28 protein-coding genes are annotated in these 25,741 nt (G+C 36.9%); 12 read left to right on the forward strand and 16 right to left on the reverse strand.

Annotation, left to right across the window (positions count from 1 at the left end; all coding sequences use genetic code 11):
* Nucleotides 1–27: 27 nt before the first annotated feature.
* Both AL022_RS00260 and AL022_RS00265 read right to left on the reverse strand, forming a co-directional pair.
* Nucleotides 28–1,068, reverse strand: coding sequence for an NAD(P)H-dependent glycerol-3-phosphate dehydrogenase (locus AL022_RS00260; RefSeq protein WP_014934211.1), 1,041 nt, complete (start codon nucleotides 1,066–1,068; stop codon nucleotides 28–30).
* On the reverse strand, nucleotides 1,043–2,665 hold the full coding sequence (locus AL022_RS00265; protein ID WP_014934212.1) for a 1-acyl-sn-glycerol-3-phosphate acyltransferase: 1,623 nt from the start codon (nucleotides 2,663–2,665) through the stop codon (nucleotides 1,043–1,045). The genes AL022_RS00260 and AL022_RS00265 overlap by 26 nt, the downstream gene beginning before the upstream one ends.
* A 99-nt stretch (nucleotides 2,666–2,764) precedes the next feature.
* On the opposite strand from AL022_RS00265, the gene ybeY reads away from it, so the two are divergent.
* Both ybeY and AL022_RS00275 read left to right on the forward strand, forming a co-directional pair.
* Nucleotides 2,765–3,223, forward strand: a complete 459-nt coding sequence (gene ybeY, locus AL022_RS00270; RefSeq protein WP_242388182.1) for an rRNA maturation RNase YbeY — start codon at nucleotides 2,765–2,767, stop codon at nucleotides 3,221–3,223.
* Nucleotides 3,224–3,487: 264 nt separating this feature from the next.
* A complete protein-coding gene (locus tag AL022_RS00275) occupies nucleotides 3,488–4,414 on the forward strand; it encodes a hypothetical protein (RefSeq protein ID WP_014934214.1) in 927 nt (308 codons plus the stop codon).
* A gap of 68 nt (nucleotides 4,415–4,482) precedes the next feature.
* Here the strand turns inward: AL022_RS00275 and AL022_RS00280 are convergent, their stop codons facing one another.
* The 13 genes from AL022_RS00280 to rpsL all read right to left on the reverse strand — a co-directional run bounded on the left by AL022_RS00280 (nucleotide 4,483) and on the right by rpsL (nucleotide 16,428).
* Nucleotides 4,483–5,202, reverse strand: a complete 720-nt coding sequence (locus AL022_RS00280; RefSeq protein ID WP_014934215.1) for a polyprenol monophosphomannose synthase — start codon at nucleotides 5,200–5,202, stop codon at nucleotides 4,483–4,485.
* Nucleotides 5,203–5,224: 22 nt separating this feature from the next.
* A complete protein-coding gene (gene uvrC / locus AL022_RS00285) occupies nucleotides 5,225–7,015 on the reverse strand; it encodes an excinuclease ABC subunit UvrC (protein WP_014934216.1) in 1,791 nt (596 codons plus the stop codon).
* A 22-nt stretch (nucleotides 7,016–7,037) separates the two neighbouring features.
* Entirely contained in the window at nucleotides 7,038–7,406 is a 369-nt protein-coding gene (rbfA, locus tag AL022_RS00290; RefSeq protein WP_014934217.1) for a 30S ribosome-binding factor RbfA, read from the reverse strand.
* The gene (gene tpiA, locus AL022_RS00295) at nucleotides 7,387–8,163 is read right to left on the reverse strand and encodes a triose-phosphate isomerase (protein WP_014934218.1); all 777 of its coding nucleotides are present in this window, start codon (nucleotides 8,161–8,163) and stop codon (nucleotides 7,387–7,389) included. The genes rbfA and tpiA overlap by 20 nt, the downstream gene beginning before the upstream one ends.
* Entirely contained in the window at nucleotides 8,163–9,143 is a 981-nt protein-coding gene (locus AL022_RS00300) for a pyruvate dehydrogenase complex E1 component subunit beta (protein WP_014934219.1), read from the reverse strand. The genes tpiA and AL022_RS00300 overlap by 1 nt, the downstream gene beginning before the upstream one ends.
* An 89-nt stretch (nucleotides 9,144–9,232) precedes the next feature.
* Nucleotides 9,233–10,024: a diadenylate cyclase gene (locus tag AL022_RS00305; protein WP_014934220.1), complete on the reverse strand. Its 792-nt coding sequence runs from the start codon at nucleotides 10,022–10,024 to the stop codon at nucleotides 9,233–9,235.
* Nucleotides 10,025–10,288: 264 nt separating this feature from the next.
* Nucleotides 10,289–11,164, reverse strand: a complete 876-nt coding sequence (locus tag AL022_RS00310; RefSeq protein WP_014934221.1) for an NAD(+)/NADH kinase — start codon at nucleotides 11,162–11,164, stop codon at nucleotides 10,289–10,291.
* Between the two features lie 69 nt (nucleotides 11,165–11,233).
* Nucleotides 11,234–11,539 carry a septum formation initiator family protein gene (locus AL022_RS00315; RefSeq protein ID WP_014934222.1) on the reverse strand — a complete coding sequence of 102 codons (306 nt, stop codon included), beginning with the start codon at nucleotides 11,537–11,539 and terminating at the stop codon, nucleotides 11,234–11,236.
* Nucleotides 11,540–11,578: 39 nt separating this feature from the next.
* Entirely contained in the window at nucleotides 11,579–12,865 is a 1,287-nt protein-coding gene (locus AL022_RS00320) for a DNA recombination protein RmuC (RefSeq protein WP_014934223.1), read from the reverse strand.
* A 192-nt stretch (nucleotides 12,866–13,057) separates the two neighbouring features.
* Entirely contained in the window at nucleotides 13,058–13,363 is a 306-nt protein-coding gene (rpsJ, locus tag AL022_RS00325; RefSeq protein ID WP_014934224.1) for a 30S ribosomal protein S10, read from the reverse strand.
* Nucleotides 13,364–13,382: 19 nt separating this feature from the next.
* Nucleotides 13,383–15,524 carry an elongation factor G gene (fusA, locus tag AL022_RS00330; RefSeq protein WP_041546029.1) on the reverse strand — a complete coding sequence of 714 codons (2,142 nt, stop codon included), beginning with the start codon at nucleotides 15,522–15,524 and terminating at the stop codon, nucleotides 13,383–13,385.
* A complete protein-coding gene (rpsG, locus tag AL022_RS00335) occupies nucleotides 15,525–15,995 on the reverse strand; it encodes a 30S ribosomal protein S7 (RefSeq protein WP_014934226.1) in 471 nt (156 codons plus the stop codon). It lies immediately after the preceding gene.
* Between the two features lie 55 nt (nucleotides 15,996–16,050).
* Nucleotides 16,051–16,428 carry a 30S ribosomal protein S12 gene (gene rpsL / locus AL022_RS00340; protein WP_014934227.1) on the reverse strand — a complete coding sequence of 126 codons (378 nt, stop codon included), beginning with the start codon at nucleotides 16,426–16,428 and terminating at the stop codon, nucleotides 16,051–16,053.
* 488 nt (nucleotides 16,429–16,916) lie between these two features.
* Between rpsL and AL022_RS00345 the strand changes: the two genes are divergently transcribed.
* From AL022_RS00345 to truB, 10 genes are all read left to right on the forward strand, one after another.
* A complete protein-coding gene (locus tag AL022_RS00345; protein ID WP_014934229.1) occupies nucleotides 16,917–17,645 on the forward strand; it encodes a rhomboid family intramembrane serine protease in 729 nt (242 codons plus the stop codon).
* A gap of 121 nt (nucleotides 17,646–17,766) precedes the next feature.
* Nucleotides 17,767–18,075 carry a phage holin family protein gene (locus AL022_RS00350; RefSeq protein ID WP_148269017.1) on the forward strand — a complete coding sequence of 103 codons (309 nt, stop codon included), beginning with the start codon at nucleotides 17,767–17,769 and terminating at the stop codon, nucleotides 18,073–18,075.
* A 73-nt stretch (nucleotides 18,076–18,148) separates the two neighbouring features.
* Nucleotides 18,149–18,511, forward strand: a complete 363-nt coding sequence (locus tag AL022_RS00355) for a membrane protein (RefSeq protein WP_014934232.1) — start codon at nucleotides 18,149–18,151, stop codon at nucleotides 18,509–18,511.
* 257 nt (nucleotides 18,512–18,768) lie between these two features.
* On the forward strand, nucleotides 18,769–19,317 hold the full coding sequence (locus tag AL022_RS00360; protein WP_148269019.1) for an SLC5/6 family protein: 549 nt from the start codon (nucleotides 18,769–18,771) through the stop codon (nucleotides 19,315–19,317).
* 312 nt (nucleotides 19,318–19,629) lie between these two features.
* A complete protein-coding gene (locus tag AL022_RS00365) occupies nucleotides 19,630–20,346 on the forward strand; it encodes an outer membrane protein assembly factor BamD (RefSeq protein WP_014934234.1) in 717 nt (238 codons plus the stop codon).
* Between the two features lie 119 nt (nucleotides 20,347–20,465).
* Nucleotides 20,466–20,771, forward strand: coding sequence for a DNA-directed RNA polymerase subunit omega (locus AL022_RS00370; RefSeq protein ID WP_014934235.1), 306 nt, complete (start codon nucleotides 20,466–20,468; stop codon nucleotides 20,769–20,771).
* A 152-nt stretch (nucleotides 20,772–20,923) separates the two neighbouring features.
* On the forward strand, nucleotides 20,924–21,592 hold the full coding sequence (locus AL022_RS00375; protein WP_148269021.1) for a DUF4292 domain-containing protein: 669 nt from the start codon (nucleotides 20,924–20,926) through the stop codon (nucleotides 21,590–21,592).
* 329 nt (nucleotides 21,593–21,921) lie between these two features.
* Nucleotides 21,922–22,869 carry an acetyl-CoA carboxylase carboxyltransferase subunit alpha gene (locus AL022_RS00380; RefSeq protein WP_014934238.1) on the forward strand — a complete coding sequence of 316 codons (948 nt, stop codon included), beginning with the start codon at nucleotides 21,922–21,924 and terminating at the stop codon, nucleotides 22,867–22,869.
* Nucleotides 22,870–22,922: 53 nt separating this feature from the next.
* Nucleotides 22,923–23,720, forward strand: a complete 798-nt coding sequence (locus tag AL022_RS00385) for a biotin--[acetyl-CoA-carboxylase] ligase (protein WP_014934239.1) — start codon at nucleotides 22,923–22,925, stop codon at nucleotides 23,718–23,720.
* 57 nt (nucleotides 23,721–23,777) lie between these two features.
* Nucleotides 23,778–24,458 carry a tRNA pseudouridine(55) synthase TruB gene (gene truB, locus AL022_RS00390; protein ID WP_014934240.1) on the forward strand — a complete coding sequence of 227 codons (681 nt, stop codon included), beginning with the start codon at nucleotides 23,778–23,780 and terminating at the stop codon, nucleotides 24,456–24,458.
* Between the two features lie 150 nt (nucleotides 24,459–24,608).
* On the opposite strand, the gene AL022_RS00395 is transcribed toward truB, so the two are convergent.
* On the reverse strand, nucleotides 24,609–25,697 hold the full coding sequence (locus AL022_RS00395; RefSeq protein WP_014934241.1) for an IS481 family transposase: 1,089 nt from the start codon (nucleotides 25,695–25,697) through the stop codon (nucleotides 24,609–24,611).
* Between the last annotated feature and the right edge of the window lie 44 nt (nucleotides 25,698–25,741).

The raw sequence follows: 25,741 nt of genomic DNA on the forward strand, positions 1-25,741 counted from the left end.
CTTAAAACAAACGCGACAGAACCGGGCTCACATCAGTAGATAGGCAGCGCTTTCTGAGGCACGTATGAAATCGGCAAGCCCTGTCTTCAATGGCAGTTCCTCAAAAAGGATGCGGTAGATGAGTCGCGTAATAGGCGCTTCTACACTATAAAGCTGCATAAGTTGGTGGATGACTTTAACCGTTTGTACCCCTTCGGAAACCTCTTTTGCTGTATGCAAAATGGCACTTAGCGTTTCACCTTTTGCCAAACGATAGCCAATTGTATAATTTCTACTAGCCGTACTGCCACAAGTAGCCACAAGATCCCCTAGACCAGCTGGTCCGAATAAAGCAGTTGTACCGATGCCCATACTGGTCATAATATAATGCATTTCTGAAATGGACATGGTAAGGAAAAAGGCATATGTGTTACATTGGTACCCCATGCCTTGTAGCATACCCGCACCGATGGCAAAAATATTTTTAAGCACACTACACATTTCTACACTAAGGAGATCATGGCTTGGATAGACACGAAACCAATTTTGGGTTAAAAGCTGCTTCCCTATAGATAAGACCTTTTCAGCACTACTGGCAATGACTGTAACCGCTGGATCTCTTTTAACTAAATCTCCAGACAAATTGGGGCCAGCCAAACAACCAATCTGTTGAACAGTTGTTTCTTGCATGATGACTTCACTCATAGTAGCCAGATGGCTTCTGGTTAATACACCATCATGTCGGGCCAAATCTAATCCTTTGGTGCCATGTATGCATATGTGGTCTGGTCTAAGGTGTACAGCAATTTCTTGCATTAAGCCACGAAATTTAACCGCGGGCACTATTGGAAAAATAACCGGACAAGCACGCAAAACGGTTACCAAATCATCTGTGACTACAATATTTGCCGCCAATGGTTGCGCTGCCATGGTGCGACTTATTTGTCCAGCAGCAGCACGTGCTGCTTTATGGGTATAAAGCCATACCTGATTTACATTAGCAGCAATTAAGTTTGCAACAGCCGTACCAAATTTCCCAGCCCCTAAAATGGCTACGTGATTACTAAGAGAAAATTGCTTGGAGTCCATAGCCAGTGAGTCTGTTGTGATAATAAAATAATGTTAAAAGGTCTTGAATAAGTAGGTTGCCTTCTTCTGCTACCACTATTGGTGGTAGGCCATGGTAGATGCCTAATCTAGCCAATCCATCTTGGACAATAGCATCCAATGAACCATTCTTTACAATAGGGGTAAAATCTATTTTTTTTTCTGTATAAAGCTGTTGTAACGCTTGATAGGTATGGCCAAATGTTACCATAAAATCGGCATACTGGATTACAATACGGGGCAGATCCATGGCAAACTTTTGGCTTTTTTGAGCCAGTTCATAGGCTACAAAGGCTACTAGATGGCTACTTAGGACGGTATTCATAGCGTAGTAGGTTGCTATGATTTTATCGCGCACCAATTTAACATAGTCATCTGACCGCTTTCTAGCAGCCGTTTTGATGGAAAGATCTAAAAACTGTTGATATAAATCTATTGCTTGGCCTTGATGGTCGTAACTACGTCCCTCTATATCTACCCTATTCCCCATTACATCTAGTGGTGTGCCTATATTAACGAATATTTCTGATCCTTTAAATAATATATTTTTACTGAACAACAGATTGGTACAACAATCATCTTGCGGACGCATAGAGGCACCCTCTTTAATTTGGACCGATTCACGTATCAATTGGCAGGCTTCTAAGACACAGTGGTAATTGAGTACTATAGGAAAAATAAAAACTTTTTTGGCACTTGCTCCTTTATTTTGGAAATTACGTTCCTGTGCCTCGAAAGGGGTGCCTAATAACCCTAATTTTAAATCGGATTCTATTGCACCTAAGCGGCTACGGGTTCCACCCGGATAAAATAGCGTGTGACAGCCCCATTCTAGTATGAGTGATGCATAATCTTTCTGTACTTGTAAGTAGGGTATGGTCTTTTTACGCCGATCTACCTTATAGGTACCTAGTTTATTAAAAATATAACGAAATCCTTTATTATTAAATAAATTCAATCCTGCTCCCCAGGTCAAAGGAGGTAGTCCCAATTGTTTCATAGCCAACCCCATCACCACAGAATCCCAATTGCTGACATGGGTAGGTACTAAAACAATAGTCCCTATTTGGGCCAACGCTCGAATGGTATCCGTTTGCCCCATCAAATGAAATTTCTCTTGCAACCTTTTGTATGGAAAGGTCCACCGTTTTGTTCCAAAGCCAAAAAAATGGGGCTTAAGTAGATAAACAAAGGTATGGTGCACACCTTTGGCTATACACTGATAATGACGGACACTAAAATAGCTACAAATTTCCCTTACATAACGTTCTATAACACTTTTTAAAAGCTTCTTTGCTTCCATTTTGTTTGCAATGGCAGCTGCCATTGCTTCCCAAAAAGAGCGATCATCTTTAGGGTCACAATGCCATGGATCTGATGCTATTCTGACTAACTCTCTAGAGGTTGCTTGCGCCAATATCTGATAAAGTACTACGTCCATTGGATAACGTGCATACAAAGATGTAAGACTTTTATCCACCACTTCCGTTAAAAAAGTTTTTTGATTTTTATGGAGTATGGTAATGGGCCAACGACTGGATTTAGGCTCAATAGCTACAAACTGATCTTGAGTATACATGCTATATCTTTTTAACAGAATAAGTCGTAATTTACCGCCTGATGGGCTGGACTAAAAGTATTACTTGATCGTTCCATGTGGCAAGATAATAAGATCAAAATGAATATTTATTATTTTTCAGAAGAAATTAGTTTTAGATTAAGACAGAAAAGAAAAATTTCTGCTTGGCTCCAAATGGTTATCCAACAAGAAGGCTACACCCTAATCCAGCTTAATTTTATTTTTTGTCCGGATAGCTATTTACATGCTAAAAATATCACTTATCTGGGCCATGATACTTTAACAGATGTGATCACATTCAACTATGCCACTGATGCAAAAACTGTTTTTGGAGATGTGTACATAAGCATTGAACGGGTCAGGGAAAACGCGAAAATGTATAAACGCCAAATGGCAGCCGAGCTGTATATGGTAATGGTCCATGGCCTATTGCACTTATTGTCTTATAATGATCAAAAACCAGAAGAAAAATTGATTATAAGAGAAAAAGAATTTTTTTACCTTGCACAATTATGGCCAAATTTGGCCTTGCAGCCCTCTATGCAAGCCACTATCTAAAGACATGGCATATTTTCTAATTTTTTCATTAAAATTTGAAAATAGCACTTAAAAAAACAAAAAATAATTTGTACATTTAAGTGTTAGATAAAAAAGAATCTATACAGACGAAAAACATTACAAATCCGATACCTATAACATAAGGCTTAGTAATCTTTTTGCCTTAAAATAGGAAAAAAAACCTATAATCTAGTACCTTTAAGTTTATTTTAAAGAGAATATTTGCTTAATATATTTTTATAAAATATTTCAATCTATATATATATGATCGACTATATAAATAAACCTAAAGCAGGTTTTTCATTTTTTCTAAATCAGGTTGTCCTACTATTTAGTATTCTATTTTTTGGTAGTAGTTGTTTTGAAGGTATTATTAAAGATAAAGGCAAAAAACCCTATGAATACAACAAAGCAATAGTTTTCGAGAGCTTAAAAAGCAACAATAATCGTTCCCTCGATCATCTGGATAAAGCAAGAGCCAAACTAGAAGCGAATTATGTTCAAAAACATTATGAAAATCAAAAAGAAAATATACAAAAAGCAGGAAAAGAGTGTATAACAACAGGATTCCAAGAGGCCAAAAGACAAGGAATTGATATGTCTTCTTTAGGTGAAGAAGACGAAGATCTACAAAAAGCGATAGAAGAATCTAAAAGAACAGCAGAACTCGAGGAACAAAAAAGAGACGCCTTATATATAAATAGCGTACTGGAAAGACTAAACGAATTACAACGCAACGGAATAAATATCCAACATATAGAATATATCCTAGAAATATATAGAATCTCATCAAATAAAGAAGACAAAATACATATAAAAAGAATGATAGACGATTATATAGATGTAGTAAAACAAGACGAAGGAATATTACCATCACTTGCTATGTTACAAGTAGTTACGAGAGCTTCAAGACCTTCTGTAATGTCCAAAAAAGAATTAATAAAAAAACTAAAAGAAAGGTTTGGAGATCCTGTTAATATGAGAGAGGATTGTTTAATATGTTGCTCTGATACTCCATCTGATTCAAAAGATCCATCAGATTTTTACACGTTACCTTGTTGCGGTAATAAGATAGTGGTTCACATAGCTTGCATAGCTAGGAGTGCTATAAAGAAGTATTATGATACAGCGGGAGACCCGACATGCAATCCTAAATATGAATGTGCTTTCTGTAGACAGTCCTTACTCTAAAGAATTTACATAACCTGAATTCAGGTTATGATACTTAAAGTAGAGATCAGACCTAAATAGATACTTGCTCACCTCCAGCTCTTCCATTTTATTTGTATCAAACGAAAAAAACTTTCTCCTGCCATGATTAAACCCATTTTAGACTTCCCTCGTACTCTATTGATAAAGGTGATAGGCAACTCTACTATATTGGCCCCATATTGATGGGCTAGAAATTTTATTTCTACTTGAAAACTATATCCTACAGAAGCTATGTTTAAAATCTGTTTGAGTAGGGTCCGCCGATAACAGATAAATCCTGCAGTTGTATCTTTAACAGGTATGCCTGTAATAGAACGAGCGAACCAGTTGGCCATGTAGGAAAATACTCTTCTAATCACTGGCCAATTGACCACACGCCCACCTGTAATGTACCGTGAGCCAATCACCATATCAATGGTAGGGTGAGCGCACATGGTTAAAAGTCGACGCAAATCAGTAGGCGCATGGGAAAAGTCCCCATCCATGCTGCAAATATAGTCATAAGGATAAGCCAGTGCCCAAGCAAATCCGGCCAAATAGGCACGACCTAACCCCTCTTTTTTAGATCGATTTAAAAGATGTAATGCATGCGGGTAATGGGATTGTAGTCCTGTGACAGTTTCAGCTGTACCATCAGGGGAGTGGTCATCTACAACTAGGACATGTAACCCTATGTTTAATCCAAAAATAGCTGCCAATAACTGTTCAATATTTTCTTGTTCATTGTAAGTGGGTATAACTACTACCGCACGAAGTAAGGCTGCCATTTATAAAATATTTGAACTATCTTTAGCTAGATTGGTCTAAAAAATAGTCATGCAATCGTTTCGCTTTTGATGGCCCAATTATGCCAGCTAAGGTCGATAAAGAACTGGATTGAATTGTTTTGGGGCTACCCAATTTTTCTAATAGTGCAGCTAATGTTTTGGGACCAATACCGGGAATAGCCTTCCATGTAGACTGGAATGTGCTTTTGCTACGTTGTTTTCTATGAAAGGTAATGGCAAAACGATGGGCTTCATTTCTAAGCTGCTGGAGCAGTTTCAGTGCAGGAGACTGTTTGTTCAAATATAAGGGAAAGGGATCATTGGGCAAGTAGAGTTCTTCCAATCGTTTGGCAATGCTGATAATGGCTACTTTGCCATATATACCTAATTCCTGTAACGCCAGAATAGCAGCATTAAGCTGCCCTTTTCCACCATCTATGACAATAAGATTGGGCAATACCGATGGCTCTTTTGGTTGATAACGGCGCTTGACGATTTCATACATAGAGGCAAAATCATTGGGCCCTACTACCGTTTTAATATGATAGTGCCGATAGTCTTTTTTAGAAGGTTTCCCATCCTTAAAGCAAACCATAGCCGCTACTGGATGGGCGCCTTGAATATTGGAATTGTCAAAACATTCTATCCAATAAGGTAGCTCTTTTAACTTTAAATCATCTTGTAATTTTACAAGTGTTAGATTGGGTTTTTCTTTAAAATTAGATTTTTGATATAAAAAGTCTTTTTTGCATAACAATGCATTTTGAAGTGCCAAATCTACCAGTTTGCGCTTGTCACCCATTTTCGGCATGCTGATGGCAAAAGGGCCCATGGTTAGATTCAGGGGCAAATTTACTAAAACTTCTGGGGCATTACTATGGCTGCAAGAACGGAGTGTACAGATGACCAAAGGCAATAGATCTTCCATTTCTTCTTCTAATTTTTTTGTTAGCACACGATGTTGGGTAAAAGAAATGGCGCCTTGCTTAATATGTAAGTAACCTACAAAAGCATAGGTATCATCTGAAAGAATAGCCACTACATCTAAGTCGCCCACTAGTGGATTGATCACTAAAGACTTTGCTTGGTATTGATCCAATACCATTAGTTTTTCCTTAAACCGTTGGGCTTGTTTATAATCAAGTAGGTCGGCAGCTGCGCGCATTTGTTCTTTAAACGCCTTCTTCACAGAAGCAAAATTGTTTTTAAGTAAGGCCTCTATTTGCTCTATTCCTTTTTGATAATCGGCTTCATCTTGAAAATTCTGGCAAGGCCCTTTGCAGTGGCCCAAATGGTAATCCAAACAAACTTTAAACTTATTTTTGGTTATATTTGCAAGGTTATAGTTGCAGGTACGAAAAGTAAATAACTTTTTAATGACCTCTAAGGTTTGTTTAATGGTGTAGGAGCTGGTAAAGGGGCCGTAGTATTTTCCCAAAGGAGGGACTGTTTTACGGGTGATCATCAGTTTAGGAAAGCGATCGTTTGTAATACATAAGTAAGGATACGTTTTTCCATCCTTTAGCAAAACATTATACCGTGGTTGTAGCGCTTTGATGAGGTTGTTTTCTAAAAGTAGCGCTTCATACTCGGAATTTAAAGCCGTATAGGCAATAGAGGCAATATGGCCAACCATCCGTTTTGTTTTTAAGTTATGTACCTTGCTAGCGGCAAAATAATCACCCACTCTTTTTTTTATATTTTTTGCTTTGCCTACATAAATAACTTCTTCTTTTTGGTTATAGAATAGATAAATACCCGGCAAGCTGGGTAAATGTTGTATATCATTTGGGGTATAGCGTGGCGTTTCCATACTCTAAAACTACAAAATCTTTTTATGGCTCTACAAAATTTAATTGGTCTATTAAAGCAGTCACACGTGCACCTTGCCCAACTGAATGATCGAGTATAAACTTTAAATGGGGTATTTTATATATTTTACCAGCCATCCTTTTGCCCAATAATCTTTTAATGGTATGCTTATGGTCATTTATCTTTTTTAACAACCTTTCCTGATCCTTATCCTTATTAAGGCAAAAGCTTAGGTAAACTTTTGCCAGACTCAAGTCGCCGCTTACGTTGACCGTTGTAACCGATATAAACACATGACCCAACCACCTCTTGGTTTCTGTTAAAAAGAGCATACCTATCTCTTTTTGCACCATCTTACCGATTTGCTCTACTCTAATTACAGTTTGTACCATCTTTTTGTTCAAGTAATGCAGTAACGATTTTTATAAAATCATCTACTCGTAGAGAAGCGCCCCCGATAAGGCCACCGGCTACATTGGGACAGTTAAATATTGCTTTGGCGTTTTGTGGATTACAGCTGCCACCATATAGAATCGGGACATTTTTACTGCCATATTGGTGCCATAAGATTTCTTTTATAAAGCTGTGCATTGCTTCAATCACTTCTAAACAGGCCACTTCTCCTGTACCAATGGCCCAAACAGGTTCGTATGCAATGGCTACTTTTTCTATTTCCTTAATGCCATCTAAACTTTCCTGTATCTGTTGTTGCACCACTGCTTTATGTCTGCGATTTCTACGCTCCTCCAAACTTTCTCCACAGCAAAGAAATGGTTGCATACCCTTTTCCAACACCCTTTTAACTTTTTTAGCCAAAAGTAGATGATCTTCTTTTTGGTAAATTCTTCGTTCACTATGGCCAATCAGCACGCCACCTACCCCTATATCCGCCAACATAGCCGCAGATACTTCTCCGGTAAAAGCACCTTCTGGTTCGTGGTGACAATTTTGGGCTGCTAACTGCATACAGGTTGAACCATTTAGCAACGCCCCTATAGCCGGTAAGTGCACAAAAGCAGGTGCAATAAATAAGGCCAATGAACCGCTATCTATGGCTTCTAATTGAGGCAACAAATATTCCATAAAAAAAGTAGCTTCTTGTATGGTTTTGTACATTTTCCAATTGCCTATAAGATATTTTTTATCCATTAGGTTAAATATAAAACTTGCTTTAGCGCCGCCACTGTTTTGGCTACATTGGGTAAAATTGCCTCTATTAATGTAGGCGCATAGGGCAATGGTACATCCAGACTATTTACTTTTTGAATGGGTGCATCTAGATAGTCAAAAGCATGCTTTTGTACCTGGTAAGCTATTTCAGAGGCAATAGAGGCCAGTGGCCAGGCTTCTTCTAAAACTACCAAGCGGTTGGTTTTTTTTACGGACTGAATAATAGTAGATAAGTCCAATGGGCGGATGGTACGTAAATCAATGAATTCTACCGATATACCTTGCCTTTTCATCACAGCTGTCGCTTCATGGGCTACTTTTATCATTTTACCAAAAGAGACCAAAGTTACATCGTTTCCCATTTCTATCAGATGGGCTTTACCGATTGGGAGCAAATAGGTTTCTGTAGGCAACGCTCCTAAGTCACCATACATTAACTCTGATTCCATGAATATAACCGGATCATCATCTCTAATGGCACTTTTAAGCAACCCTTTTGCATCATAAGGATTAGAAGGCACTACCACTTTTAGCCCTGGACAATTTGCATACCAATTTTCAAAATTTTGAGAATGTTGGACACTTAACATGCCAGCATTACCGGTTGGTCCTCTAAATACAATAGGCACATGGTATTGACCACCAGACATCGCATACATCTTAGCAGCCCCGTTGACAATCTGATCTATGGCTACTAAGGAAAAATTAAAAGTCATAAATTCTATAATGGGACGCAAGCCATTCATAGCTGCACCAATACCTAGTCCTGTAAAACCTAGTTCGCTAATAGGCGTATCTACAACCCTTGTGGGACCAAAATGTTCCAACATACCTTGGCTGACTTTATAGGCTCCATTATAGGAGGCTACTTCTTCACCCATTAAAAAAACCATTTCATCTCTTTGCATTTCTTCTATCATTGCTTCTCGCAATGCTTCTCTAAATTGTATGGTCCGCATCTCCTAGTATTTTATAAATCAAATCATTTTTATCAAAGATAGGACGTGTCTAGTAAAAAACAGTACATCTTTCATCTGTATCAAGGATTTCAATCTTTACTGATATAATCTTTTAGCCTACTTCTAATTTCTTGAGCAGATAGGTTATTTTCCATTGTGCCCTTTCTAGCTATGGATATTTGACCCGATTCTTCTGAAACGATTAAAACTAGCGCGTCTGTGATTTCACTAAGTCCAATAGCTGCTTTATGGCGCAATCCAAAACAAGCAGCGATATTTCCATTTTCAGTCACGGGTAAAATGCACCTTGCTGCTACGATCTTATTGCTATGAATAATAACCGCACCATCATGCAATGGACTTTCTTTGTTGAAAATCGCAATCAGTAATCGAGCAGAAACTACAGCGTTAATCAAATCTCCAGACTCTTCATAGTATCTAAGATCTCCATCTTTTGTAAAAACAATTAGCGCACCTGTGTTGCTTCCACCTAATGTTTGAACCGCTTTTACCACTGGTGTTACATCTACTTCCATCTTTTTATCCCTCCACCACGGAATCATTTGTGTGATCATGGCTTTGCTACCCAAAAGACTTTTTCCCATACTAAATAAAAAATGGCGAATCTCTCTTTGAAATAAAATAATCGGAACAATAGGGTTTGTAAATATGCTTAAAATAGATGCCAACAGTTTAATATGTAGCGTTTCAGCCATCCGGTAAAGGAGATGTACCATACATAAACCTAACATACTCTTTTCCGATACACTATCTTTAAAAAATGTATATACCCAGTAAATGAAGCAACCCACTAGTACTATTTCTATCATAAGGGTAAAACGGATTTCCCTGATTTCAAAATATAATGGGTTAAATAGCATGGGTTAAATATTTTTTGGATTCAAAGTAATTTACATAGAATAGATCTATAGAAATATACAAGCCAGTATGATGCGTAAGTTTTTTTTAATGAACTTTATGCTAAAAAGTAATTTTTTACTTTAAACACAAACTTAAAATATATAAAAAATATATAAAAAATATATTAATGATAAATTATTCGCCTAGCTTCCGGAAGCCTTTGAGGCCTCGTACATAGGTAGAAGTTTGGTTCTGTTACTTTTGTTTTACTGGATTGGTGACCGCTATTGGTTTCTAGCATCCAATCCCCAATACAACTTTTCACGCAATACATCAAAAATAGTTGTCTTGCTAAACTGAACCAGTTTTAATAAAAAGGGGGCTTTTTTAACCACAAGTTGTTCTTGCATAGTTATTGGGATAGTCCTTCCATCTATGGCTACCAGCATATCTTTATTATGGCGCCTCACTACGAAACTTAATAGGGCGGTATCAGGCACAACCAATGGCCGTAGGGCCAAATTATGCGGACTGATAGGCGTAATTACTAAGCTATTTGAACTAGTCAATACAATAGGGCCTGAGCAACTCAACGAATAGGCCGTAGAACCTGTAGGGGTAGCAATAATCAACCCATCTGCCCGATAAGTAGTAATAAATTGTCCATCTATATAGCCATCAATGGTTAGTAAATTGACCTTATCTCGTTTCACTAGTGCTACTTCATTTAATGCAAAAGCAATGGGCTCATTTGAGCGATATAAGGCCAAAAGTATCCGCTCTTCTAGGGTATAATCGCCTTGAAAGAAGGCTACTAATCCAGCAATGGCCTCTGCTTGCGTAGCCTTAGTTAAGAACCCCAAATTACCTGTATGGATACCCAATAAAGGAATGGCATGGTCTTTAAGATAATGGGTAGTTTCTAGAAAAGTGCCATCTCCCCCTAAACTTATGATTAATTCTAAATCTAATTGTAGATTTAACTGCTTTAAATCGAAAAGGGGTAGTTGGCTTACCGAAACCATAGATGTATGTAATAATTCACCTAAAGTGCTAGAAATCATTACCCGTTTTTGGTATATTTCTGCTAAAGTGACCAGTTGCTTTAAAAAATCTAGGCCAACTGGACAAATTTTTCTGCTATGTATGGCAATTGACATGAAGCTATTATACAAGATTTAACTGTTATCCAGAACAGCTAAAAATTTTAGCTATTCTTTTTCTCATCCCTATGCTGGTATAATAACGTATAAATCTTCTTTCTCGCGCTTCATATAATATTTTTCACGAGCAAGCTGCTCTAAAAAATCAGGATTAGAGGCAAGCTCTTTTTTGTCTTTTTTAATCTTTTGAATCTGGAAAGTGTAGTCAATCGCATCTGTTTGTAATTTATTCCAACGTTTGTACAAACTATATTGTACAAATATATTTTGATAATCAAAAAAAAACATCCATACTGTAAAAAATAGGATCGAAATAAAATAAAAATTTAACCATACTTTTTTAGTAGGGCGCATTGTATTTTGATAATTCATATTAACTACTACGGTTTAGACCAATGGTCCCATTATTTTTTAGTTTTCTTTGGCCCTATCTATAAGTTTTTGATCTAATACTTTAGTAGCGCGTGCACCTAATTGTTTCATTTTCTCTGCTCTAGATACCAAACTTCCCTTTCCATCATATAGTTTTTTAGTTGCTTCTAGGAAGTTTTTTTGTGTTAAATCCAATTGTCGACCTATATTTTTTATATCCTCTATAAAGGCAACAAATTTATCATATAAGGCACCACCTTGGGTGGCAATTTCTAAAGCATTTTGATTTTGATAGGCTTGCCTCCATAAGTTTGCAATGGTACGCAGCGTGGCTATTAAATTCGATGGTGATACAATAACAATATTGCGTTCATAGGCTTCATTAAATAGCATGACTTCTTCTTGAACCGCTAGTGCAAATGCTGGCTCAATGGGTATAAACATTAAAACAAAGTCTAACCCTTGAAGGTTGTAAAGTGATTGATAGCGCTTCTCGCTTAGTGTTTTAATATGGCGCCTAATAGAGTGAATGTGTTGTTTAAGATGAAAAGCTTGCTCTGAGCGATGCGCATTGTTAAAAAACTGTTCATAATGGTTTAAAGATACTTTTGCATCAATGACAATATTGCGACCTTCTGGTAGATTAATGATTACATCTGGCTGCAATCTTTGTCCATCTTCTGTAGTAATAGACGGTTGTATTACATATTCTCTATTTTTAACCAACCCAGATTGGGCAAGAATATTTTCCAAAATAAACTCACCCCATCCTCCTTGTAATTTTGTATTTCCTTTTAGTGCCTTGGTGAGTCCTTCTGCTTCTTGTGTGATTTTTAGATTCAGGTCATGGAGTTGTTTTAGCTCTGTCCGTAAAGCTACATTTCTTTCCAAACTTTCTTGGTTGTACTGCGTTACCTGTTGGGAAAAGCCTTTAATTTTTTCGCTAAGTGGTGTTAATAACTGTTCCATTTGGCGTTGACTATGCTCTGAAAATTTTTTACTTTTTTCTTCTAATAGTTCATGTGCTAAGTTTTTAAAATGGATGGTCAGCTGCCTTTGAAGTTGTTCTACAGATTGCCCTTGTTCGGCTATTTTTTCCTCTAAATAGTGGGTATGGGCGTGTGAAGCTCCTAATTCTTTAGTAATTTTCAGGTGTTTTTCTTGTAGTGTGTTAGATTGATATTGGCATTCTTCTAAATGCTTTTCCAGATTGGCAATTGTATTTTGTAAAGTTGAAATGGTTGCTTTGCTCAGAATCTTTGCTACCCACCATCCAATGGTTAAACCAATAAGCGCTGTGGTAATAAAGTAGATTAAGAACGGCATAGCGATCAAAAAATAGAAAAAAATAAAAGCATACTATAAAAAGTTGCAAAAAGCCCATTCTTAAAATTGACCAATAGTACCTAATCTAGAACTTTAGTGATTTGGGAATGGCTTTTTAACAAAACTTTTTCTAAAGTAGATTTTACTTTTGTAGCTTTTTTATATAAAAGTTATCGTTGTTTTATAACAGCTTTAAACTTTAATTTCAACCTCTACACCACTAGGTAGCTCCAGCTTGGTCAATGCATCTACTGCTTTTGAACTACTAGAGTAAATATCTATCAATCTTTTATGGGTACAAAGTTGAAATTGTTCACGCGACTTTTTATTGACATGTGGCGAACGCAATACCGTATACACTTCTTTTTTACCTGGAAGTGGAATAGGACCATTTACTACTGTTTTAGTAGCTTTCACAGCTTTAACGATGCTATCTGCTGATTTATCTAAGAGCACAGCATCGAATGATTTAAGTTTGATTCGAATTTTTTGATTCATATAATTGGTGCTTATGATGCTATACCGTTATGCCTTTTGCTTTATTAATAATGGATTCTGCTAAATTTTTAGGAACAGGTTCATAATGCGAAAAAGTTAATGAAGCGGATGCCCTACCTGAAGTAATGGTTCTCAGATCTGTAACATAACCAAATAGCTCTGCCAATGGTACGTCTGCTTTAACAATTTGTGTACCTCCTTTACTATCCATTCCTTTCATAATACCCCTTCTTCTATTAAGATCTCCGGTTACAGAACCTGTAAACTCATTAGGCGTAGCTACTTCTACAGACATGATAGGTTCTAAAATTACAGGAGAAGCTTTTTGTGCAGCGGCCCTAAATCCAGCTCTAGCGGCTAATTCAAAAGATAGCGCATCTGAATCTACATCATGATAAGAACCATGAAAAATTTTAACCCGCATAGATTCTACCGGATAGTTTGCCAATGGACCATTTTCCATAGCTGCTGCAAACCCTTTTTGAATAGCTGGAATAAATTCTTTAGGAATAACCCCCCCAATAATTTTATTTACAAATTCCAATCCAGGCGTAATGGAGGCTCCCTCAACTACCTCCCTAGGTCCTATCTCAAAAACGATATCTGCAAATTTACCTCTACCACCTGTTTGCTTTTTATAAACTTCTTTGTGCTCTACCGTAGCAGTAAGTGCTTCTTTGTAGGCCACTTGTGGGGCACCTTGGTTGATTTCAAGTTTAAATTCACGTTTAAGCCGATCAATAATAATTTCCAAGTGCAACTCACCCATCCCTTTCAAAATGGTTTGGCCTGTTTCACGATTGGTTTCCATCCGTAAAGTTGGATCCTCCTCCATTAGCTTGGCAATAGATAAGGTCAATTTATCCTGGTCTGCCTGTTTTTTAGGTTCAATAGAATAACCAATTACCGGCTCTGGAAAGGTGATCGCTTCCAATATAGCTTTATCTTTTTCATTTGTCAGGGTATCTCCTGTTTTAATTTCTTTAAAGCCTACTACTGCACAAATATCTCCTGCTTGTACCCCATTGATGGGATTTTGTTTATTGGCATGCATCTGCATCAGACGCGCAATCCGTTCTTTTTTGCCTGTTCTATTGTTTTGAACATAAGATCCTGCATCTAGGGTACCAGAATAGACCCGTAAAAAAGCAAGCCTACCTACAAAAGGATCCGTTGCGATTTTAAAAGCTAATGCCGTAAATGGCTCACTATTTTCTGGCTTTCTAAGCATTACTGCTTCTGTATCTGGATGGGTGCAGGCTACTGGTGGCAAATTTAGTGGAGAGGGAAGATAGGCACATGCTGCATCCAATAGTGCCTGAACCCCCTTATTTTTAAAGGCAGAACCACAGAGTACAGGGGAAAACGACAGATCAATAACGGCTTTTCGAATGGCTGCCTTTATTTCATCTGCTGTAATGGCATCTGGATGGTCAAAGAATTTTTCCATTAATTGCTCATCATAACTGGCTACACTTTCAATCAGCTTTTGACGCCATTCCTCAGCAGTCTCTATCAAATCATTAGGAATAGGTATAACCTGATAAGTCATACCCAAATCATGTTCATTCCAAACGATTGCTTCATTGGTAATCAAATCTACTACCCCTTTAAATGACGCTTCACTGCCAATCGGAATTTGCAAAGGAACAGGATTGGCGCCTAATTTTTCCTTAATTTCATTCAAAGCGTTAAAAAAGTTTGCACCGGCTCTATCCATTTTGTTTATAAAACAGATACGGGGTACCTTATATTTATCTGCTTGATGCCAAACCGTTTCAGACTGGGGCTCTACACCAGATACCGCACAAAATAAAGCAACAGCACCATCTAAAACACGCAAAGAACGCTCTACTTCTACTGTAAAATCTACGTGGCCAGGTGTGTCGATGATGTTTACCTTGTAAGTTTGGGTTTTATCAGTTGCTTTGCCCTGTATCGTAGGATATTTCCAAAATGTAGTCGTAGCAGCAGAGGTAATGGTAATGCCACGCTCTTGCTCCTGGGCCATCCAATCCATCACAGCCCCTCCATCATGTACTTCACCTATTTTATGGGTTAGTCCTGTGTAATATAAAATACGTTCTGTGGTAGTCGTCTTACCCGCATCAATATGGGCCATGATGCCTATGTTTCTTAAAAAAGTTAGCTCGCTTGCCATTTATCTCAGGTTAAAGTGTGAGTAGGCTCTACTGGAACTTGCCATTTTATGGGTATCTACCTTACGCTTGAAAGCAGCACCTTCTTCCTTAGCAGCTGCAATGATTTCATTGGTGAGTTTTTCTTTCATAGTCTTTTCTCCACGGGATCTTGCATAAGCAATCAACCATTTCATACCTAAAAACACTCTTCTATCTGGCCTTATTTCAACGGGAACTTGAAGCGTAGCCCCACCAACACGTCGACGTTTAACTTCTAAAGTGGGGGTTACATTTTGGAGCGCTTTGCGCCAAATTTCTAATCCTTCTTCTTTTGTTTTTTGAGAGACTGCATCAATGGTATCATAAAAAATACTAAAAGCAAGACTTTTTTTACCTCGTTCCATTAATCCGTTTACAAACCTAGTCACAAGCGGATCACCATACTTATAGTCGGGTGCTAATACTCTTTTCGTAGCTTGTTTTCTTCTCATATTATTTCTTTCACTGAAATTAATCTTTTTCTGGAGCTATTTAAATGTCACCCTGTTACTTTTTTTTTGGTTTTTTAGCGCCATACACAGATCTGCCTTGACACCTTCCACTTACACCTGAAGTATCCAACACACCACGAATAATAGAGTAGCTGACACCTGATAAATCTTTTACGCCCCCTCCTCTGATCAACACAATAGAGTGTTCTTGCAAGTTATGACCTTCCCCAGGAATGTACGTGTTCACTTCCTTACCCGTTGTGAGACGTACTCTAGCTACTTTTTTCATAGAAGAGTTAGGTTTTCTTGGCTTCATAGTATACACTTTGATACACACACCCCTGCGCTGCGGACATGATGCAAGTGCTGGGGACTTGAATGTAGAAGACGGTTTTTTTCTCCCTTTTTTTACGAGCTGTTGTATGGTTAACATGTACTATTTATAATTTTTGTTTTAAACCTAAAGGTGTGCAAATTTAAGAAAATTATAGGCCTATATCAAAATCTTAAACAGGCTAACAAATTGCCTATCAAAACTGACCAGCTGAATATACGTATTAATATTTACTATTGCTAATAAAAATAGAATACTTAATGCTCAGGCTGCTTGTATGGGTAAAATGTTTTGCCCTGCTGCATGCAGGGCAAATGATACTTCAGTAGGGGCTAAGAAAGGTCTGTCATACCTTACATGGCAAGGCAATGCTTTTTGAAAACCATTTATCTTTTAGTCGTAGGTTAAAATATACAATAAGTTTTTGTAAATTCAGTAGGCCAACTAAAATGTATTGATCTGTTCATAAGCCTTAGCATGGTATGATTAGTAAATCTACTATAGAAAAGCCCAGTAGACGCAGTAAGTAGTTTGCAGTGTTTAGGACAGTATTTGATTCTCGTAATTTTTGTTAATTTCTGGTATTTATGGATATGGTTTACCTCTATTTGCGCAATCAATTTAAAGCGTCTAGGAATGGGTTGAGGCAACTTATTTTAATACATATTTTAAGTTTTCTATTGCTTTTTTTGTTTGATACTGGCTGTTATATCTGCGGTTGTAAAGATTATTTTTTGTGGTTTTATAAACAATTAACCTTTCCTTCTCTCTATCCATTGTTGCTACAACGGCCATGGACCATTATTACCTACTCTTTTATCCATAAAGGTTTTATAGATTTGTTTTGGGATGTTTTTATACTATATATCTTTGCGCAAAGAATACCGGTCATTACACGTTCAAAACATATGTTCCGTCTTTATGGTTTGGGACAAATAGTAGGTGCGGTTGTGTTCGCTATATTATACCACTTTGCGCCACCTTTTAAGGGCATCGCTACTGATCTTATTGGTCCTTCAGCGGCCATTTATGCTATTATGGCTGCTGTTTGCGCATGCATGCCTAATTTAAGGTTGTATTGCTTCTTTTTCTCGTTGCCATTAAGATATATTGCATTTGCTTTACTGTTGATTGCGCTTTGTCATGTTCGCACGCAATATGCAGGTGCTTACTTAGCCCAGTTGGCTGGCGCGCTGGTAGGATATGTCTATGGGAAGCTTTGTAAAAATGATATGGATATGAACCAGTCCTTTTTTAATACACATACACATAGTGTACATAGAACCTATATGTCTGTTAAGGTTACCAAGCAGTAGCATAGCTCTCATAAGCATAGGAACCCCACTCAACCAAAGTTGACTTTTATATGTACCTCACTTTACCAGAATGTTTTTTAAAATTGTAAAAATAGTAAGTAAGCTATTTGGAATGGCTTGTATGGTGGAATTAGTAAGAGAAAAATTGGCCCTATTAATCTATACATTCCAGGATATCCTGAAAAAAAAGGCCAAGAAAGTAGGCTGGATCTTGTTGATTTTTTCCACAGCTTTTGTCTTATTTGGTTTAGGATTGCGTTTTTTATTACTTGGACTAGCCTGCTGGTTGAATCAAATCTTCGCGAGTAACTATCTTGGTTTCTTCATGGTGGCATTTTTTTGCTTTTTAATGGTGCTAGCTGTCTTGCTTATGTTGCGCAGCCATATTAATGACCAATCAGCTGATCAGGAAAAAATTACGGATCGGTAATGGATAGGCTATAGGTCTTATTTTGGTTTAATAATGGCCTATTGATTTTAATCGGGTCCGTATCGCTCCATTTATGTCGCATTTTTCTGTGATAGAAACGATAGGCTATGCATATGGAAAGTATCTCAGGATTGTTGCCGCTTTATTGTGTATTTTTGTTTGTATTCATATGATTTGCCGTCAGATCAGTATGATCTGCTTTATCATGGACATATGTATAGCATCAATAGACCCTAGGAAGACTGCTATCTGGGTAGCTTTCATGGTTATGGTTTATTTTGCTTTGGGGGGTGTTCGTTCTGTTACGAATACCGATGTGCTGCAAGGTATAACCTGTATCGCTATTATTTTTTTTATTGTTAAGCTTATGTTTTTAAAAACAGATCAATCTATTCTAGAAATAGTATCCTGTTTGTATAAAAAAAGTTTACATTGAATATTCTATTCCATTCTGCTATTAAGCGGTGGGAATTTTTGCTGTACCTTCCAGCTTGTGCTTTTTGGACTTATGAACCTGTATTTATTCAGAGAATGTATATGTGTTCTGGTCCTTTTCAAGTCAAAAAAGTTTTTTTATACAGTAGTTTAATTGGTTTTTTTATAGTACTTTTTTTGTCCTTGATTGGATTATGCGTTTTTGTAGCAAATCCAAACTTACCGGTAACAGAAGTTTGGCAGTATATAGTAACTAGTATGCCATCTTATTTATCTGGATTAGTTGTCATTGGTGTATTAGGTATGGCTATGTCTACAGCTGATTCTTATTTACATCTTTGTGCTGTAGTAGTTGGGCATGATTTGATGGAAAGTATGCCAAAGACAAAGCCTATTTCTGATAGGCTTAAGATTAGGGTGGCTAAATCTACGATAATAATGGTCAGTCTATTGGTTATGGTATTAACTGAGTATAGTAATCATATGTGTATCTGTTTTGGTTATTTTTGGGATAAAATGTATGGCCATATTCTGCTTTTTTGTCAGTTCTCAGTATGCCCCCTTTTTCTCTTAGCGGTTTTTGGTTTTCGTGGTAGTTCCCATACTGCTTTTGTAGGTATAGTTATATTTTTATTGTTTTATTTGATGGGGGTAAACTTGGGCTTTGTGGCAAGAACGGTTATTGTGCTAACGAGTTCAATAGCTAGTGTCTTAAGAGGGTGGGTTGGGCTAAATGCGCAACAGAAACGACTGGTAGCGCTTACTGGCCTATTTAGGAAGTTTAAAAAAAAGGTTCATATAGAATAGTCTGTACCTATAATCGACTAAAAAGTTAGAACAAAATTTTTATCATGAAATATGATTTTTAGCATAGTTGATCAAATGAAAGATCCATACAAAATCAATTATAAACAATAGACAAGACAGGATCTATGTAAAAAAATGAAATAGAACCAGATTTTATTGCTATATAGTAATTAATATATAGATATAGTTTAGTAGATTTGTGTCTATTAAATGTTATCATCTAACAAAATAGATAAACATTAGCACAATGAACGATTGGTGTAATATACCTTTAATGCCATTCCTATCGTTTTATACCATTGGCCATTTACTATGAAAAATTATATGACGTATCTACCTTTTAGGTATAAATTTAGTGGTCTGTTTCTATTGATTTTTACTTATTTAGGAAATAATTTTTACTTGTTTGCTACTGATCAAGCGCATAAACCCCAATCTTTAATTGAGCAAAAAAAAGAAGCAATAGTTCGGCTTTATGAACGGAAGCGTTATGCTAAAGCCAATGCGCAGATCGAATTGCTTTTACCTATGTTAAAAAGTAGAAGAGACCGTGCAAAATTTGAATGGTATCAAGCTTATGGTAATTTTTATACAAAGAAATATTTGATTGGTTCCAATCAGTTTCATTTGTTTGTAAAGCAGTATCCTACTTTGCCACAGGTAGAAGAAGCGCTTTTTATGAAAGGATATAGCTTGGCTTGTGAAGATGTAGACATACGTCTGGACCAAACTGTTACTTATGATGCGATAGCTTCATTGGAGCAATATTTAGCGGTTTATCCAACTGGCCTCTATCGAAGCAAAGCTTTGGATGTATTGCAAACTTTGCATGCCCGTCTTATGAAAAAGAGTTTCCAAGCTGCTGCGCTATATGTTCAGTTGGGCTACTATAATGCAGCTATTGTAGCGCTTAAAAACTTTCAAAAGGTCTATTCAGATGCTTCTTGTAAAGAGCAAGTAGTTCGGCTCCTAATAAAGTGTTATAAACAATTAGGTATGCAACAACCATGTAACCCAGAAAAAAAGTAACCAATTAGAGCTAGTTATCCTTTTGTGCAGGCGCCTATCTGAATGATTAAAAAAGATAATGCAGCAAGTAGCATTTTAATGAATAAAGAACTTGTTTTTAACCAATCATATTTACCACTATGAGCTTAAATAAAAAAGTATATGTAACCCCTAAGGACATCCATAAGTTAATTGCCCCTACTGGCAATATTTATGAAAGTACTGTTATCATTACCAAGCGTGCCAAACAGATTGCTATGAATAGGAAGAGTGAATTAGATCTTAAATTAGAAGAGTTTATGTCTATTTCAGAGGAAAAAGATAGCATAGATGCCCAGCGACAATATGAGATTACCCAGCATTATGAAAAGCTTCCTAAGCCTGTGATAGAGGCCACTTCAGAATTTTTAGAAGGTGATATTGCTTTTCACTATATTCATGTATAACTAGCGTACCATTTTGGTCACGTTTTATGGCCCATATTGACCCAATCAATGATAGCGGGTGGTTTATGGCCCGATTATATACTAAAAAGTGTCTACACTCCACTTTTGTCCATATTCTCTTGGCTATATTCTATTTGTTTGCTGGGTGTCGCATGGAACAACAATTCAGTGTGCAATCCCTTGATTCATCCAATTTATTTCCTACTTTTCCTCCTTACTTTTCTATACAGGCTGTTTTGCATTTTATCCATCTACACCATTCCTTTCGTGGACGTATGGTTTGCTGTGTAGCCTATGATCGAGAAATTTATTTTATTGTAAAGGGTCCCTTGGGCATAGATATTATGCGTGGCCTTATCAATAAAAAAGGTGTGATTGTTGTAGATCGCTTGCGTCATCTAGTCTACCAATGGGATTATAACAACCAGTCTGATCATTTCTATTGTAATTATTCATTTATTCAGTCATTGCTTTTGGGTACACTTGGTCGATCTATTGATGACAATATATCTATACCAAACCTATTGCCTGCTCCTTTAGCCTATATTTACGATGAATGTACCAATAGGGTTATAGGCACTGAATTAATTGATAGACAAGAGAAGTATTGGTTCAAAGTTTTATACCAACATAAAATAATTGAGAATAGGACTTTTTTTTCTGGGATTAAAATATTTTTTTCATTAAAAAATAGGCAACAGCCTAATAAAGATAGGGTAACTTTACGCAAACTGCATTTTAAACGGCTTAAAAAACCTAGTATTCGTTTAAAGATACCTCGTAATTATCGTAAAATAGTAGTCTGTCCGCAGAGCTGGTAAATGTTCATTTCTTTCTTTTTAAGTGCGTAAATATTTTTTAAGTCACTTACTGCTGTATCGACTAATCTAACACAATAAAATAGGCTTAAAAGTAATTTGAATATATTTTAATATGATGATTTTCAGTGTAAAAAATTTTATAATTCTTTGTATACGTTAGGCATGCCTATACGTTATGTTAAAAAAACATTAGATTTGCTTATGGGGTAGAGAAAATATGGTCTAAACATGCTGATGCTATTTAGTCAAAATATCATTTATACCAAAAATTTCCTTTATTTTTTAGTACCCAATAACAGGTCCCCCATAAAATTTAAAAAATCCGTTTTATGCTATTAGATTTCGAAAAACCAATTGTTAAACTTGAAGAAAAGCTTGTCAAGATGCAAGAAGCAGCTAAAGCGCAAAATGCACCAGCGCTTATGGCCTCAATTGCTAAATTGGCCAATGATATCAAGGCATTACAAAAGAAAACTTTTCAAAATCTCACCAGATGGCAACGGGTTCAGTTGGCCCGTCATCCAGATAGACCTTATACACTTGATTACATCCAGCAGATTACAGAAAAATTTTTTGAACTACATGGAGATCGTTTTGTAGGAGATGATAAGGCAATCGTTGGTGGCTTTGGTACGATAAATGGGCAAACCATGATGTTCATTGGCCACCAAAAGGGAAGAACTACTAAGGAGCGACAATCCCGTAATTTTGGCATGGCCAATCCAGAAGGATACCGCAAAGCACTGCGTTTGATGCGTTTGGCAGAAAAATTTAAGAAACCTATTATTACCTTTATAGATACACCAGGTGCCTATCCCGGAGTGGAAGCAGAAGAACGTGGGCAAGCAGAAGCGATTGCTAGCAATATTCAAGCTATGTTTGGGTTACGTGTGCCTATTATATCGATTGTCATTGGGGAAGGTGCATCAGGTGGTGCCTTAGGCATTGCAATAGGTGACTATGTACTTATGTTAGAACATGCCTGGTATTCTGTGATTACACCTGAATCTTGTTCCTCTATTCTTTGGAAAAGTTGGGATTATAAAGAACAAGCTGCAGAAATGTTACAAGTAACGGCCAACGATATGTCTAATTTTCGTTTGATAGATGGACTGATTAAAGAACCAATAGGAGGCGCCCATAGAGATTTACCAACTGCAGCAGCGCTGATTAAAGAAAGTATTCTAGATCATTTAGAAAAACTGTCCAGTAAGTCTATTGAAAAATTAGTTCAAGAACGAACGGAGAAGTTTTGTGGAATGGGAAGAATAGGCTGAGCAACCCTCTTAAATCTTGCTTTCTAGAAGCTAGAAGTTGTATATAAAAAGTAATGGATATAAATCATATTTCCATGAATGATCTATTTAACCCATTGAGTAGTGCTATTCAGACTGATGCTCTATTTGATAGGGCATCATTTTATTACGAAAGTTGTGCTTCTACCAACGACCTCGCCCAAACATATCTACTACATGCAGCAGAAGGAACCGTTTTTATTGCAGATTATCAATATCAAGGCAGAGGACAACGTGGCAGTAAATGGACTTCAGAATCAGGTAAAAATATTCTTTTTTCTTTTATTATATATCCGGAATGGTTAACAATAGACGGGGTATTTGCCTTGAATGTTATTACTAGTTTAGCAATTTATGATGCACTAGTAGACCACTTGCCAAAGGGGATGGCTATAAAATGGCCCAATGATCTCTATTACTTAGATAAAAAATTAGGTGGTATATTAATTGAAACCAATATAGGAGATGGTCATAAAATAAAGGCAGCGGTCATTGGTATTGGATTAAACGTTAACCAACTGCATTTTGAGTCTGCTAACTTCACGTCCTTGGCTATACATAAAGGAAACAGCTTTGATAGAGCGCTATTGTTAACCCATATTATGGATGCTTTTGGTAGTTATTATGCTCATTTACAAAATGGAATAAATAATTTACTTTGGGAAAAGTATGTCAACAGACTCTACCGTAAAACAGGATTTCATATCTTTGCAACCAGAAATGGATGGATAGAAAGGTGTATATTATCTGTCAATAGGGCAGGGGAGTTGGTTGTAGCAGGACGCGACGGTACCCAATATTGTTATAAACCTAAAGAAATAGCTTTTATTTAGCTTCTATAGCTTGTAGAAGCTGTATCTTCCAACTTTAGTCCGCAATATATAAATAATATGCATAAACTGCAAAATGACCTTTCTGAGGCTATTTTTATGGTTCATAAGCCTTTGGGGTGGACTTCCTTTGATGTTGTAAAAAAAATTCGTTGTGCATTAAAAATAAAAAAAATAGGTCATGCGGGTACCTTAGATCCCCTAGCTACAGGGTTACTTTTGTTATGTAGTGGCAGGCAAACTAAAACAATTAGCACCCTTCAAGGGCTAGATAAGGTTTATACTGGTCAAATGGTGCTTGGTAAGACGACACCATCTATGGATTTAGAAACACCCTTTAATAGCTTGTCTAGTTATGATCATATCACTGAAGAGATGGTACACGCTGCTGCTGCTACTTTTGTTGGGGCCATAACACAAATACCTCCTATCTATTCAGCGATTAAAATAGGTGGCAAAAGAGCCTATAAAATGGCTAGACAAGGAGAAGCAGCGCTCTTGCTCCCCCGTTCTATTACCATCCATGCTTTCTTGTTGACAGCCTTTAATCTACCATTTGTCGATTTCAAATTGGTTTGCAGTAAAGGGACCTATGTACGAAGCCTTATCCATGATTTGGGACAAAAATTAGGCGTTGGAGCTTATCTCCATGCGTTATGCCGAACCCAAATAGGCAACTATTGCTTAGAGCAAGCCTATAGCCTAGAAGAATTGTTACAACCCGACTCTCTTTCTGTTTAGCGCATAGGACTTATATAAAACAATAGAGCGCCAAGATAATAGGTTTTGTTGCGGCTTATGCAGGAAGCCATTGGCTTAGCAGAATGCTCGAATAGATAACTGTTTTTTAGGTTGTAGTAGTTGAGATTTAATCTGACAGTCAGTAAAAATTTAGAATGTATTCATGTCAGTTAAGTTTAGGTTGTCAGGTATTCTTTTAAGATACGCGATTTGATTATTTTTTTCAAGTACTAATTTTTTACTATCCTGCCAAGTTTGCATCGGAGTTTTTCCGTAACAATATTTTCCAGAATGAGGTCGCTCATGATTGTAGTGATGCAACCAGTAATCTAAATCTTCTTGCAAATCATCTAGATTGCTATAGATTTTTTTACGCATGGCTGTATCAAAAAATTCCTGTTTCATAGTTTTATTAAAACGCTCACAAAATCCATTGGTTTGCGGTGAATAGGCTTTAGTAACCGTATGCTCTATACCTTCAATGCTTAAAAATAACTCAAAAGCATGATGCTCTATTTTGCCTTTATACTCAGTGCCACGATCTGTTAGAATGCGCAAGAGGGGTATGCTTTGTTCTTGATACCAAGGCAGTACTCTATCATTTAACATATCAGCAGCTGTCAAAGCTGTTTTATCAGTATAGAGTTTTGCATTAGCTACTCGAGAATAGCTATCTATAAATACCTGGGTATAAACCTTACCTATCCCTTTAAAGTTACCAACATAATAAGTATCTTGACAGCCTAAATAACCAGGGTGTTCTGTATCTATTTCTCCAAATGCTTCTTGTTCATTCTTACGTTTTTCTAATGCGGCTAGCTGGGATTCAGTTAAAACAAGACCATCTTGAGCCATTTTGGCTTCTAATGCTTTAAGACGTTTTTTTATATTATTTAAATCATTACGTAACCAGATAGACCTGACACCGCCTGGAGAGACCAGTATACCTTGCTGATTTAACTCATTGGATACCCTAAGTTGACCATAGGCTGGATAATCTATCGCCATATCTACTACTGCTTTTTCTATACTAGGATCTACTCTATTAGCCATGATCGGCTTCCTGCGGCTTATCTCATGTAACGCCTCTTGACCGCCTGTTTCATACAAGGATTTAAAGCGGTAATAGCTATCTCTACTATAACCCATGCTTTTACACGCTGATGAGATATTACCCAACGTTTTGGCTAGATCTAATAAACCTAGTTTAGGTTTAATTATTTTTTGATGTAACTTCATAATAATAGTCGATATTTATATCATCACAATTTAACAATTGTCAG

The sequence above is a fragment of the Cardinium endosymbiont cEper1 of Encarsia pergandiella genome, from assembly GCF_000304455.1.
In the GTDB taxonomy this organism is placed as follows: domain Bacteria; phylum Bacteroidota; class Bacteroidia; order Cytophagales; family Amoebophilaceae; genus Cardinium.

Excerpts from the sequence above, each read along its gene's own strand:
- AL022_RS00260 (WP_014934211.1), bottom strand. The coding sequence starts at position 1,068 with ATGGACTCCAAGCAATTTTCTCTTAGTAATCACGTAGCCATTTTAGGG.
- AL022_RS00265 (WP_014934212.1), bottom strand. The coding sequence starts at position 2,665 with ATGTATACTCAAGATCAGTTTGTAGCTATTGAGCCTAAATCCAGTCGT.
- ybeY (WP_242388182.1), top strand. The coding sequence starts at position 2,765 with ATGAATATTTATTATTTTTCAGAAGAAATTAGTTTTAGATTAAGACAG.
- AL022_RS00275 (WP_014934214.1), top strand. The coding sequence starts at position 3,488 with ATGATCGACTATATAAATAAACCTAAAGCAGGTTTTTCATTTTTTCTA.
- AL022_RS00280 (WP_014934215.1), bottom strand. The coding sequence starts at position 5,202 with ATGGCAGCCTTACTTCGTGCGGTAGTAGTTATACCCACTTACAATGAA.
- uvrC (WP_014934216.1), bottom strand. The coding sequence starts at position 7,015 with ATGGAAACGCCACGCTATACCCCAAATGATATACAACATTTACCCAGC.
- rbfA (WP_014934217.1), bottom strand. The coding sequence starts at position 7,406 with ATGGTACAAACTGTAATTAGAGTAGAGCAAATCGGTAAGATGGTGCAA.
- tpiA (WP_014934218.1), bottom strand. The coding sequence starts at position 8,163 with ATGGATAAAAAATATCTTATAGGCAATTGGAAAATGTACAAAACCATA.
- AL022_RS00300 (WP_014934219.1), bottom strand. The coding sequence starts at position 9,143 with ATGCGGACCATACAATTTAGAGAAGCATTGCGAGAAGCAATGATAGAA.
- AL022_RS00305 (WP_014934220.1), bottom strand. The coding sequence starts at position 10,024 with ATGCTATTTAACCCATTATATTTTGAAATCAGGGAAATCCGTTTTACC.
- AL022_RS00310 (WP_014934221.1), bottom strand. The coding sequence starts at position 11,164 with ATGTCAATTGCCATACATAGCAGAAAAATTTGTCCAGTTGGCCTAGAT.
- AL022_RS00315 (WP_014934222.1), bottom strand. The coding sequence starts at position 11,539 with ATGAATTATCAAAATACAATGCGCCCTACTAAAAAAGTATGGTTAAAT.
- AL022_RS00320 (WP_014934223.1), bottom strand. The coding sequence starts at position 12,865 with ATGCCGTTCTTAATCTACTTTATTACCACAGCGCTTATTGGTTTAACC.
- rpsJ (WP_014934224.1), bottom strand. The coding sequence starts at position 13,363 with ATGAATCAAAAAATTCGAATCAAACTTAAATCATTCGATGCTGTGCTC.
- fusA (WP_041546029.1), bottom strand. The coding sequence starts at position 15,524 with ATGGCAAGCGAGCTAACTTTTTTAAGAAACATAGGCATCATGGCCCAT.
- rpsG (WP_014934226.1), bottom strand. The coding sequence starts at position 15,995 with ATGAGAAGAAAACAAGCTACGAAAAGAGTATTAGCACCCGACTATAAG.
- rpsL (WP_014934227.1), bottom strand. The coding sequence starts at position 16,428 with ATGTTAACCATACAACAGCTCGTAAAAAAAGGGAGAAAAAAACCGTCT.
- AL022_RS00345 (WP_014934229.1), top strand. The coding sequence starts at position 16,917 with ATGGATATGGTTTACCTCTATTTGCGCAATCAATTTAAAGCGTCTAGG.
- AL022_RS00350 (WP_148269017.1), top strand. The coding sequence starts at position 17,767 with ATGGTGGAATTAGTAAGAGAAAAATTGGCCCTATTAATCTATACATTC.
- AL022_RS00355 (WP_014934232.1), top strand. The coding sequence starts at position 18,149 with ATGTCGCATTTTTCTGTGATAGAAACGATAGGCTATGCATATGGAAAG.
- AL022_RS00360 (WP_148269019.1), top strand. The coding sequence starts at position 18,769 with ATGCCATCTTATTTATCTGGATTAGTTGTCATTGGTGTATTAGGTATG.
- AL022_RS00365 (WP_014934234.1), top strand. The coding sequence starts at position 19,630 with ATGAAAAATTATATGACGTATCTACCTTTTAGGTATAAATTTAGTGGT.
- AL022_RS00370 (WP_014934235.1), top strand. The coding sequence starts at position 20,466 with ATGAGCTTAAATAAAAAAGTATATGTAACCCCTAAGGACATCCATAAG.
- AL022_RS00375 (WP_148269021.1), top strand. The coding sequence starts at position 20,924 with ATGGAACAACAATTCAGTGTGCAATCCCTTGATTCATCCAATTTATTT.
- AL022_RS00380 (WP_014934238.1), top strand. The coding sequence starts at position 21,922 with ATGCTATTAGATTTCGAAAAACCAATTGTTAAACTTGAAGAAAAGCTT.
- AL022_RS00385 (WP_014934239.1), top strand. The coding sequence starts at position 22,923 with ATGGATATAAATCATATTTCCATGAATGATCTATTTAACCCATTGAGT.
- truB (WP_014934240.1), top strand. The coding sequence starts at position 23,778 with ATGCATAAACTGCAAAATGACCTTTCTGAGGCTATTTTTATGGTTCAT.
- AL022_RS00395 (WP_014934241.1), bottom strand. The coding sequence starts at position 25,697 with ATGAAGTTACATCAAAAAATAATTAAACCTAAACTAGGTTTATTAGAT.